This window comes from Pseudothermotoga hypogea DSM 11164 = NBRC 106472, from assembly GCF_000816145.1.
GTDB lineage: Bacteria > Thermotogota > Thermotogae > Thermotogales > DSM-5069 > Pseudothermotoga_A > Pseudothermotoga_A hypogea.
The window spans coordinates 637,604-648,029 of sequence record NZ_CP007141.1; the positions used below are offsets into that span (position 1 = coordinate 637,604).

The following is a 10,426-nucleotide window of genomic DNA, read 5'->3' on the forward strand; positions in this document are numbered from 1 at the left end:
ATCACTGATACCTGTAGATGGGATTCTTTGTGGCCGTAACGTCGTCCAACCTCTTCACTGGCGTGTTGTGTGGTGCACTTTTGACCAGATCAGGGTTCTTGATGGCTTCATCGACTATTTTACCCATGATCTCGGCAAATTGATCGAGTGTCTGTTTGCTTTCCGTCTCTGTGGGTTCTATCATCATCGCCTCGTGTACTATCAGTGGAAAGTACACGGTTGGAGCGTGAACACCGTAGTCCAAAAGTCTCTTGGCCACATCCAGAATTCGTACACCCGTTTTCTTGACAAATTCACTCCCATCAACAACGAATTCGTGCATGCAAGTCCGCTCAGAAGCGACCTTAAAGTACTTGGAGAGCAATTTTCTCAGATAGTTCGCGTTAAGCACGGCCATCTCGCTTGCGCGCTTTAGTCCATCTTCACCCATGGTCAGTATGTACGCGTACGCCTTGACAAGAACGCTGAAGTTCCCATAGAAACTCCTCATTCTACCGATGCTCTCCGGCAGATCGTAGTCAAGATAATAAGATCCGTCCTTGGACTTCCTGACGAGCGGAACGGGTAAAAACCGGGCGAGAAACTGTTTGACACCCACCGGTCCACTGCCCGGCCCTCCCATGCCGTGTGGAGTGGAAAAGGTTTTGTGCAAGTTCAGATGAACCACGTCGAAACCCATGTCGCCAGGTCTGAACCTTCCCATGATCGCGTTCAAGTTTGCTCCGTCGTAATAGAGTAAAGCCCCTGCCTCGTGAACGAGTTTCGCAATTTCGAGGATGTCCTTTTCAAACAAACCCAACGTGTTGGGATTAGTAAGCATGAGTACGGCAACCCTATCGTTCAAGTGTTTCTTCAACTCTTCCACGTCAAGAAGACCGTCCTTCGTGGACTTCAACTCCACGACCTCGAACCCCGCCATTGCCGCCGAGGCAGGATTTGTCCCGTGAGCGGAGTCAGGTACCAAAGCGACGTTTCTTTTCGTGTCGTTTCTCGAAAGATGATACGCCCTGACGATGAGCATCCCCGTAAGTTCACCATGCGCACCCGCGGCCGGTTGCAGGCTAATCTCGTCCATCCCGGTTATCTCACATAACGCTTCTTTGAGTTCGTACATGAGCTGCAGAGCACCTTGGACCGTCTCAACGGGCTGGTAAGGGTGTATTTCGGTGAAACCCTCCAGTGAAGCGAGAAACTCGTTCAGCTTCGGGTTGTACTTCATCGTACAGGAACCCAAAGGATAAAAACCTTTGTCAACCGAATAGTTTTTCGAAGCCAGTTCGGTGTAGTGTCTCACCACATCGAGCTCACTGAGTTCGGGCAATGCCAATTTCCTGGTTCTGATCAGGTGATCTGGCAAATCTTTCCCTTCAAAGGAAACTGAACCTTCAGGAAGTTTGAAACCTTTTCTTCCTTTGACCGATTTTTCAAAGATCGTCATTTCAAACCACGCTCCATCGCGTCTAACAACCGTTCTATGCTTTCTTTCGTGTTGACCTCTGTTGCGCAAGCGAGAGCAAGTCCTCTGTAACGTTCGTCGAACCATGCAAGGGGCAAGGGAGCCAAGAATCCTTCGTTGAACAGGTCTCTCCAGAGCCTTTCGTAGTCCTCAGGTACGACAAAAACAAATTCGTTGAAGAACGGGCCTTTGAACTTCAGTTTGAAACCCTTCTCTTCAAGTCTTTGGGCTAAGTAATGTGCGTTCGCGTAGCTCCTCTCAGCGATCTCGCGAAGTCCTTCGGGACCCATGAGACTCATGTAGACGGCGTTGGTGAGTGCCATCAGCGCATGGTTCGTGCATATGTTTGATGTAGCCTTCCCACGCCTGATGTGTTGCTCCCTCGTTTGAAGAATCATCACGTAACCTGTCTTGCCCTCAGCGTCTTTCGTCTGTCCTATGATCCTGCCAGGCATTTTTCTGACATATTTTTCGAGCGTTGCGAAAAAGCCCACCGTCGGTCCTCCAAAGTTCGGTGGTATACCTAACGGTTGACCATCGCCGACCACGATGTCCGCCCCAAAGCTTCCCGGAGGTTCAAGCAGCGAAAGCGAAATTGGTTCAGCAACGACTATGAGAACCAGATCTTTGGCGACTTCTCGGACACGCCTCAGATCCTCGATGATCCCGAAGAAGTTTGGCTGCTGTACGACCACGGCGCAGCTCTCTGCGTCGATGAAGTTCGCAAGCAATTTCAAATCCGTCGAACCGTTTTCATCCACAGCTATGGATACGAACTGCAGATCAAAACCTCTCGCGTAAGTCTTGCAGGTCTGTACGTATTCTGGATGAACGGCTTCGCTCATCAACACCTTTGTCCTGCCGTTTATCCTGTGCGCCATTAGCACCGCTTCAGCAAGTGCAGAAGCTCCATCGTACATCGACGAGTTGGCGACCTCCATGCCTGTGAGTTCGCAGATCATCGTTTGGTATTCAAAAAGGGCTTGAAGCGTTCCTTGAGATACCTCTGCCTGGTAAGGGGTGTAGGCAGTCACGAACTCGGGTCTCGAAACAATCGATTTCACAACGTAAGGTATGTGATGGACGTAGATGCCCGCACCCGCAAAAACTTTTTCCTTCTCAACGACCACGTTCTTTTCGGAAAGTTCTTTCACCATCCTGGCGACAGTGAACTCGTCCAGGCCTTTCGGCAAATTCAATCTGCGCACAGTCATTGGGACATCTCTGTAGAGATCCTCAATCGACTCGAAACCGATTACTTTAAGCATCTCTTGAACTTCCTGTTCGGTGTGCGGAATGTAGGGGAACACGTTAACCTTCCTCCTCGCAGAACCTCCTGTATGCTTCCTCGTCGAGAAGATCGGACAGTTCATCTGGGTTGGTCATCTCGATCTTAACGAGCCAACCCTCTCCTTCGGCATCTTTGTTGATGAGTTCCGGCTGGTTTGAAAGCTTCTCGTTCACCTCAACGATTTTCCCACTCACGGGTGCATAGATGTCACTTGCGGCTTTGACAGATTCGACGCTCATGAACACCTCACCCTTTTTCACAACCTTGCCCACCTGTGGCAGATCAACGTAGACCACGTCACCGAGCTTTTCTTGGGCGTGATTCGATATGCCCACCACTGCCAATTTTCCGTCGACTTTCACCCATTCGTGAGTCTTAGCAAACTTCTTCACAAAGAACACCTCCTCAGACAGATGCGGTTTTTACAGACCCTCTGTAGAATGGGAGCTTAACGATCTGAGCCTCGACTGTTGCTCCCTTCAGATCGACCAGCACACTCTCACCAATCTTCAAAGATGCATCGAGCATGGCGAGGGCTATGGAACTCTGAAGCGTTGGTGAGAAGGTCCCGCTACTGATCGTGCCCACCTGCTTGCCATCCTTCAGAACTGCCATTCCGTGTCTCGCAATGCGTTTTCCTTCGAGCCTCAAACCCCTGATGCGCCTTGAAATCCCACGTTCTTTCTGTGAGAGCAACGCATCCTTCCCGACGAAATCCTTTTCGAATTTCACAACCCAGCCAAGCCCGGCTTCCAACGGTGTCACGCTTTCGTCCATATCGCTTCCGTAAAGCAAATAAGAAGCTTCCAACCTGCACACGTCCCTTGCGCCGAGTCCTGCAGGTTTCAGTCCAAAATTTTTGCCTATTTCAAACAGACTCCTCCAGACGTGCGGGGTATCCTCCCACGAACAGCAGATCTCGAACCCATCCTCGCCTGTGTAACCCGTCCTGCTCACCATGCATTTCTTACCGAAGATCGTGAATTCAGCAAAATGGTAATACTTCAGAGAAGATACTTCCTCAACCACCGAAGAGAGCAAGCTCTCGCTCTTTGGTCCCTGCACGGCGATCAGACCGTAGCGATCGGAAAGATCATCCACCCGCACGTTGAACTCTTTCGACTGAAGCTTGATCCAGTCGAAATCTTTCTGCGTGTTGGCTGCGTTCACAACGAGTAGCGCCTCGTTTTCGCCAGTCCTGTAAGCGATGAGATCGTCGATGATCCCACCTTTTTCGTTGCACATGACAGAGTACACCGCTTGACCCACACTGAGCGCACTGAACGTGTTGGTCAGCAACCAGTCGAGGAACGTGGCCGTGTCCGATCCACTTATGTGTATCTCTCCCATGTGAGAAACATCGAACACTGCGACGTTCTTCCTCACCGCTTCGACCTCGGCCACGATGCCCTCGTACTGAAGAGGCATCATCCAGCCTGCAAAATCGATCATCTTTGCCCCCAGTTTGATGTGCTCATCATGAAGTGGTGTTTTCTTCACCATGTTTTCGAGCCTCCTCTACCACGGAACGCGCCCGATCGATTTCTTCTTCAGGCACAAGAAGATCTACCAACCCTCCTTGGCCGAATATGACGGGATCGAACAACTTCGAAGCTCTTACAAGAACCTCGATCCCATTTTGTTCAAGCATCGACTTCAGAATGTTTGCAAGCGAAACGTTGACGCCCTCAATAAGTACCTTCCACAAGTTATCACCTTCAGTTGTATAATCTTTCCGTGATAATTCTAACACTATGGAGGGAGAATATGAAAGCCATAGGAGTTCTAACGAGTGGTGGAGATTCACCTGGGATGAATGCGGCGATCAGGGCCGTTGTGAGGTATGGGGTCAAGAACGGTTTGAGAGTCTTCGGAATCGAGAGAGGCTATTGTGGTCTGATCGACGGAGCGATCAAGGAAATGAATTTTGCTTCGGTCGCTGGAATCATGGAGAAAGGTGGAACCATACTTAGATCGAGCAGGTGTGGTGAATTTCTGACGAAGGAAGGCAGGGAAAAAGCTGCTAAGAATCTCGCCATGCTGGGGATAGAAGGCCTGGTGGTGATAGGTGGCGAGGGAAGTCTCACGGGTTCGGTGGTCTTTCATAAAGAATTCGGTGTGCCTGTGGTGGGCATACCCGGAACGATAGACAACGACATTGCCTACACGGACATGTGCATTGGAGTTGATACGTGCCTCAACACGGTGGTCGATGCGATACAGAAACTCAAGGACACGGCAACCTCGCACGAGCGCGCGTTCATCGTTGAAGTCATGGGAAGAGAATCTGGATACATCGCGTTGATGTCTGCAATCGCTACAGGATCAGAAGCCGCGATCATACCCGAGGTACCCGTGAACCTGGATCAACTTGCCGCAAGGTTGCTCGAAGAAAGGAAAAGAGGAAAACTGAACTGTATCATTGTTGTGGCTGAAGGTGCGGCGAAAGCAGAAGACGTTGCGCGGAAAATTTCCGCCAAGATAGGCTACGAGACAAGAATCTCGCTACTTGGCCACATCCAGAGAGGGGGAAGCCCGACGGCTTTCGATCGACTCTTGGCCACCCGGATGGGTGTCAGAGCAGTTCAGGCCTTGCTGGACGGTGAGAAATGCGTGACGACGGTTCTCAGTGCTGGAAAGATCGAGGTCATGGACACCGAGAAGATCTTGTCCACCAAAAAGCAGCTCGATCTTTCATTGTACGAAATCAGCATGATACTGTCGTGAGGGATACGTATGACGAAAACTAAGATCCTGTGCAGTTTGGGTCCGAAGAGTGAAGATCCTGTCACCATAAAACAGTTGCTGGATGCCGGTGCGAGCGCTTTCAGGTTGAGCGCAGCACACTATGGGCTCAACAGGCTCATCCAGTTGATCACGCTGCTGAACGAAATCAGGAGCGATTCGTCAAAGGTCTTTTCAATCATCGTCGATCTGCCCGGTTCTAAGCTGAGAGCGAAACTGCCTTCAAACCTGGAATCCATGGAACTCACAGAGGGCGAGACTGTTCTTTTGGCAGAGAACGAACTTCAGACGAGCAAGAAACAGATATTTCTGAGCGAGCCGACAGTGATAAGACAGCTCGGTAAAGACGACGAAGTACTTTTGGATGATGGTAAAGCAATATTGAGAGTTGTCAGGAAACAGGAAAAAAGCGTTGAATGCGTTGTGGAGAGGGGCGCAACGATCAAGAAAAATGCTGGGGTGAACTTACCCACGATCAAGCTCTCCATCCCTTCCTTCACCGACAGGGACAAAGATATAATCGAAGCAACGGCGAATCTGTCGGTGGATTATTACTGCCTTTCGTTCGTCCGATCCCCGAAAGACGTTCAGGAAGCCAGGAACTTTCTCGATTCGCTGGATCTGAAGTCAGCAATCCTGGTGAAGATAGAAACCAAGGAAGCGCTCGACTATTTCGAGCAGATATGCAGTTTGGGCGATGGAATTATAGTTGCCAGGGGTGATCTCGCAGCAGAGACCTCCCTTGAGAAACTACCAGTTCTTCAAAAAATGCTGATCATGAGGGCGTCAAAATTCAAAATACCAGTCATCGTCGCCACGCAGTTGTTGGAGTCGATGGTTCAAAAAGACCATCCGACACGCACCGAGGTTACAGACACGGCGAACGCTATTCTTGATGGTGCTGACGCGCTGCTGTTGACGGTTGAAACGGCGATAGGAGAAAGACCCGTTCTCGTGGTTGAAACTATGAAAAAGATCGTAGAGAGTGTGGAAGAGCATTTGGACGAACTCGGGATGTGGTTTGATGTCAGACGAAAGGAATCCTCAGTTGATTCTTCGGACGCCATCGCGAAGAGTTCTTACGAGATCGCCAGAGAAACTCGCGCAAAACTCATCATAGCCTCCACCGCCTCGGGTAGTACCGCGCGACGTGTATCTTACTTCAGGCCGAGCTGTCCCATTCTGGCGACCACGCCAAGAGAACGGACGTACTACCAGCTGCCGATCATCTGGGGTGTTGTACCCGTACTCGTGCCCGAGGTGTACTCGGTGGACATCATGCTACACGTGGCGATCGAAAAGGCGAAGGCACTGGGCTATGTGAAATCGTCCGATACAGTTGTGATTACGCTCGGAACTCCTTGTGGTGTCGTAGGAACCACGAACATGTTGAAAATTCACATCGTTGAGTGAGACTTGACATCCTACCAGTTCTCTGAGAGTGAGATTTTCAACTGAGCGAATCCATCAGGAATTGGGCTTCCTACCTTTTCGTGGCTTGAAAGTTCTTACAAGCCACTCCACAGGCGCCACTTCGGACTTGTTCAACCCTACGATCTCTCTGTCTTTCTCTCCCAGATGAACTCGTTTTCTTCATTCACCCACCTCGTTCTTTCCTTGAGTGAAAAGAGATGACTGATCGTCTTCGCCGCAGCCTGTCTCATCTGGTAAGTTGGAGCATCCATCTCGATGGTCCATCAGGATGATGTCTTGTACCGTGCCAGTTCGTTCGCAATGTCACATGCGAGGGAAACGTTGTTTTTCAGGAGCTCGATGTTACTCCTGACGGTCTTACCATTTGAAATCTCGGCAAGTTTCGCCAGTAAAAAAGGTGTCACTGCTTTACCTTCTATTTTTGCTCTTCTGAGCTCCTCCTTGGCGACTCTGTCCCACTCGAGCAGTTGCTCGGCGCTTATTTCGTACTCAGCGGGAACGGGGTTCAACACGAGCACGGAACCTGGAAGATCCAGTTTGCACTTTGCAAAGTAAATGGCTGCGATCTCTGAAACATCGTCCACTCTGAGTACTGGAATATCAACCTCTCGAACGTAGAAGGCTGGAAGTCTGTCCGTCATGTAACCCAAAACCGTGACCTGCAGAGTCTCGAGCATCTCCATTGTTGCTCTCAGGTCCAGCAACGACTTCGGGCCTGCACACACGACGATCATCCGTGTCCTTGAAAGTTCCACTAAGTCCTGCGAAACGTCCCACTCCTCAATGGCGTGTACACCTCCGATACCCCCGGTTGCGAAGACTTCCACACCATGTTTAGAGGCTATGCGCATCGTGGCACTCACCGTGGTGGCCGCCCAAGCTTTCTTCGCCATCGCTACAGGTATCTCTGCAACACCGACCTTCATCACATCGTTTTTCATACCGAGTTGGACCAGTTCCTCTAAAGTGATACCAACCTTCACTTGGCCCTCAATTATGGCGATGGTCTTGGGTTCACAACCTTTTTGCCGTGCAAGGTTCTCCAACTGTTGGGCCACCTGTACGTTCAGAGGCCTCGGAAGCCCATGCGCTATGACTGTGGATTCAAGCGCAACCGCCTTGATCATGATCTCACCACACTTCGAAGTGAATCCTGTCAGCTTTGAACCTATCGACTGGCTTTGGTGTCTCGGCAGGATAACCCACTGGCACGAGTGAAAAAGGTACCACGTTCTCCGGTAAATCGAAAAGCTTTCTGAAGTTTTTCACCCGTTCCTCGTTCGGATACACTCCACACCAAACTGTCCCAAGACCCAGCTCAGCCGCCCGCAGAAGAATGTTCATCGTTGCCGCAGAACAATCTTGAACCCAGAAACCTTTGTAGATCTCAAGGTTGAGATCAGCGCAGACCAAGATCGCCACGGGAGCCTGCAACACCATTTGGGCGTAAGGATGGACCTGCGCAACCGCTTGCCTCTTCTCTGCCGATTTGATCACGATGAAGTGCCAAGGTTGCGCGTTCCCAGCAGAAGGTGCGTGCATCGCAGCTCTCAGAAGTTCTGTGACGAGTTCGTCTTCAACCTCTCTTTGCTGATACTTCCTCACGCTCCTCCTCAAATAGATGATGCTCACCTTCTTCACCCCCTCCTCAGATTCCCCATGATCGATGAAACCACGAGTATGCACATACCGATTGCTTGTGACGTTGTTACACGCTCTGCCAACATCAAAAAGGCGAACAAGGATGCGAACACTGGTTCTGCAGTGTAGATGAGTGCTGCCGAGTTTGACCCAACATCTCTTTGGAACTTCACCTGCACCCAGAAGGCCAAAACGGTCGCAACGAGTGCGGTGAAGACGAGCGCAAGAAGATAACTCAGTTTGAATCCTATCGGCCCCCCAAGCGGTGACAGAACGAGATTGAACAGCGCAGTGAGAAAAAATTGTGGAAACAACAGGCTGGACTCCTCACATCCTTCCTGACTCGTATAGCGAGTCACGAGAACTATTTGAATTGCGAAGGCCACAGCGCAAAACAGAGTCAAAAGATCGCCTGCATTGAAGACATCACTCGAAGGACTGCTCAAAAGGTATAGCCCAACGATCGACAAGAAGAAGGAAACAAGTTGAAGGCGGGTCGGTTTGATCCTTTCGATGAGAAAAGAAAAAATCGGCACGAAGGGTATGTACAGAGAAGTGATGAATCCACTCTTCGTTGAACTGGTCAGTTTCAACCCACTCGTCTGTGTTGCGTACCCTATTCCTATGAAGAGTCCCAGTATGAGCCCTTCTCTCCAGCGAGGCTTGTTTCTGAACAAGAACAGGGTGAAAAAACTGGCGAGGAGAAACCTGAAGAAATTGTAGAAGAACGGGTTCGAACCTGTCAGAGCCATCTTTTGAACCGGAAAGGTCAGTCCCCACGCCACGGTCACGAAAAGAAGCGCCAAGATCGCTCTGACTCTCTTCATGATCTTTGCAAGTTCACCTCCACTGAAATCCTACCAAAAAAAGAGCCACACTCGTGTGTGGCTCGCAGAGTTTTTTTCTTTGACACTCCCAACTCCCTAAAGGGATAGGATTCTTGTCAGTTCGTTAGGCTGTTTTCCGCAGAGCGTTGAATACTCCATAACCAAAAAGATGTGGATTAAACCTCACACTCTGACGGGACAATCTCACTAATACTTGGTACCTTTCCACGTTCTATGTACTTGTACCACAAAGTTTAATCGTGCTCAAGCCCCTTCATCTCCCTTAAGGAGAAGGACTTGCGGGGCTACTTCTTTGTCAGTCTCTCCTGCCAAACGCCCCGGCGATCAGAAGCATCCTGAGCAACTGCAGGACTGCCATCGCCGTGGCCGCAACGTACGTCAAAGCAGCCGCAGAGAGCACTTTCTTGGCACCCTTCAACTCTTCTTCGTCCATCAACAGATTTTCCCTCAACAGCTTCAGCGCCTTCCTACTCGCATCGTACTCAACTGGCAAGGTCACTAAACTGAAGAGCACAGCCAGTGAGAAGAGAAGGATACCGAACTGCCACAGACTTGGCAACGCAAAGATTATGCCCATGATGAAAAGTATCCACGCCAGCGATGAACCCAAGCTTGCGACGGGAGCCAGGATTGTTCGAAACACGAGCAGAGGATGCTTCTGCGCATCCTGTATTGCGTGACCTATCTCGTGCGCCACCACGCCGAGCGCCGCGATCGACTGACTTGCGTAGGTCGAAGAAGATAGCCTGACAACCTTGTTTCTTGGATCGTAGTGATCGGTCAAGTGGCCCGGCATCGCCTCAACACGCACGTTGTAGATGCCCGCAATCTCCAGCAATCTCATGGCGAGCTGGCTTCCTGTGAGCCCTACTGAGGCCCTGATCCTCGAGTACTGCGAGAAAGCCGAACTCACTTTGATCTGCGCCCAGAACGCGAGAATCAAGGCAGGTATGAGCAACAAGAACGTTGGATCGTAGAAGAACATACTGTCACCTCCTCTTCCACACCAAT

11 protein-coding genes are annotated in these 10,426 nt (G+C 50.4%); 2 read left to right on the top strand and 9 right to left on the bottom strand.

The window, feature by feature from the left end; all coding sequences use genetic code 11:
• Position 1: 1 nt before the first annotated feature.
• Genes gcvPB through AJ81_RS03310 form a run of 5 tightly spaced genes read right to left on the bottom strand, consistent with a single transcriptional unit; the run spans position 2 to position 4,455 of the window.
• Complete coding sequence (gcvPB, locus tag AJ81_RS03290) at positions 2 to 1,438, bottom strand: aminomethyl-transferring glycine dehydrogenase subunit GcvPB (protein WP_031504045.1); 1,437 nt, start codon at positions 1,436 to 1,438, stop codon at positions 2 to 4.
• The gene (gcvPA, locus tag AJ81_RS03295) at positions 1,435 to 2,766 is read right to left on the bottom strand and encodes an aminomethyl-transferring glycine dehydrogenase subunit GcvPA (RefSeq protein ID WP_031504047.1); all 1,332 of its coding nucleotides are present in this window, start codon (positions 2,764 to 2,766) and stop codon (positions 1,435 to 1,437) included. The genes gcvPB and gcvPA overlap by 4 nt, the downstream gene beginning before the upstream one ends.
• Before the next feature lies 1 nt (position 2,767).
• Positions 2,768 to 3,139, bottom strand: coding sequence for a glycine cleavage system protein GcvH (gene gcvH, locus AJ81_RS03300; protein WP_031504049.1), 372 nt, complete (start codon positions 3,137 to 3,139; stop codon positions 2,768 to 2,770).
• Between the two features lie 13 nt (positions 3,140 to 3,152).
• Positions 3,153 to 4,250: a glycine cleavage system aminomethyltransferase GcvT gene (gene gcvT / locus AJ81_RS03305; protein WP_231845399.1), complete on the bottom strand. Its 1,098-nt coding sequence runs from the start codon at positions 4,248 to 4,250 to the stop codon at positions 3,153 to 3,155.
• On the bottom strand, positions 4,225 to 4,455 hold the full coding sequence (locus tag AJ81_RS03310) for a putative signal transducing protein (protein WP_031504054.1): 231 nt from the start codon (positions 4,453 to 4,455) through the stop codon (positions 4,225 to 4,227). Before AJ81_RS03310 ends, gcvT begins: the two co-directional genes overlap by 26 nt.
• A 59-nt stretch (positions 4,456 to 4,514) precedes the next feature.
• On the opposite strand from AJ81_RS03310, the gene pfkA reads away from it, so the two are divergent.
• Both pfkA and pyk read left to right on the top strand, forming a co-directional pair.
• Positions 4,515 to 5,474, top strand: a complete 960-nt coding sequence (gene pfkA / locus AJ81_RS03315) for a 6-phosphofructokinase (protein WP_031504055.1) — start codon at positions 4,515 to 4,517, stop codon at positions 5,472 to 5,474.
• 9 nt (positions 5,475 to 5,483) lie between these two features.
• On the top strand, positions 5,484 to 6,905 hold the full coding sequence (pyk, locus tag AJ81_RS03320; protein ID WP_031504056.1) for a pyruvate kinase: 1,422 nt from the start codon (positions 5,484 to 5,486) through the stop codon (positions 6,903 to 6,905).
• Positions 6,906 to 7,189: 284 nt separating this feature from the next.
• Here the strand turns inward: pyk and AJ81_RS03325 are convergent, their stop codons facing one another.
• The 4 genes from AJ81_RS03325 to AJ81_RS03340 form a co-directional block, all read right to left on the bottom strand.
• Complete coding sequence (locus AJ81_RS03325) at positions 7,190 to 8,053, bottom strand: pseudouridine-5'-phosphate glycosidase (RefSeq protein WP_031504057.1); 864 nt, start codon at positions 8,051 to 8,053, stop codon at positions 7,190 to 7,192.
• Positions 8,054 to 8,057: 4 nt separating this feature from the next.
• Positions 8,058 to 8,558, bottom strand: coding sequence for a nitroreductase family protein (locus tag AJ81_RS03330; RefSeq protein ID WP_031504058.1), 501 nt, complete (start codon positions 8,556 to 8,558; stop codon positions 8,058 to 8,060).
• Between the two features lie 5 nt (positions 8,559 to 8,563).
• Positions 8,564 to 9,394 (bottom strand): DMT family transporter, encoded by an 831-nt coding sequence (locus AJ81_RS03335; protein WP_031504059.1) that lies wholly within the window; start codon positions 9,392 to 9,394, stop codon positions 8,564 to 8,566.
• Between the two features lie 316 nt (positions 9,395 to 9,710).
• Positions 9,711 to 10,400, bottom strand: a complete 690-nt coding sequence (locus AJ81_RS03340) for a zinc metallopeptidase (protein ID WP_031504060.1) — start codon at positions 10,398 to 10,400, stop codon at positions 9,711 to 9,713.
• Between the last annotated feature and the right edge of the window lie 26 nt (positions 10,401 to 10,426).

What these genes read in the sequence shown, in the direction of transcription:
- gcvPB (WP_031504045.1), bottom strand. Translation starts at nt 1,438, where the DNA reads ATGACGATCTTTGAAAAATCGGTCAAAGGAAGAAAAGGTTTCAAACTT.
- gcvT (WP_231845399.1), bottom strand. Translation starts at nt 4,250, where the DNA reads ATGGTGAAGAAAACACCACTTCATGATGAGCACATCAAACTGGGGGCA.
- AJ81_RS03340 (WP_031504060.1), bottom strand. Translation starts at nt 10,400, where the DNA reads ATGTTCTTCTACGATCCAACGTTCTTGTTGCTCATACCTGCCTTGATT.
- pfkA (WP_031504055.1), top strand. Translation starts at nt 4,515, where the DNA reads ATGAAAGCCATAGGAGTTCTAACGAGTGGTGGAGATTCACCTGGGATG.
- AJ81_RS03335 (WP_031504059.1), bottom strand. Translation starts at nt 9,394, where the DNA reads ATGAAGAGAGTCAGAGCGATCTTGGCGCTTCTTTTCGTGACCGTGGCG.
- AJ81_RS03325 (WP_031504057.1), bottom strand. Translation starts at nt 8,053, where the DNA reads ATGATCAAGGCGGTTGCGCTTGAATCCACAGTCATAGCGCATGGGCTT.
- pyk (WP_031504056.1), top strand. Translation starts at nt 5,484, where the DNA reads ATGACGAAAACTAAGATCCTGTGCAGTTTGGGTCCGAAGAGTGAAGAT.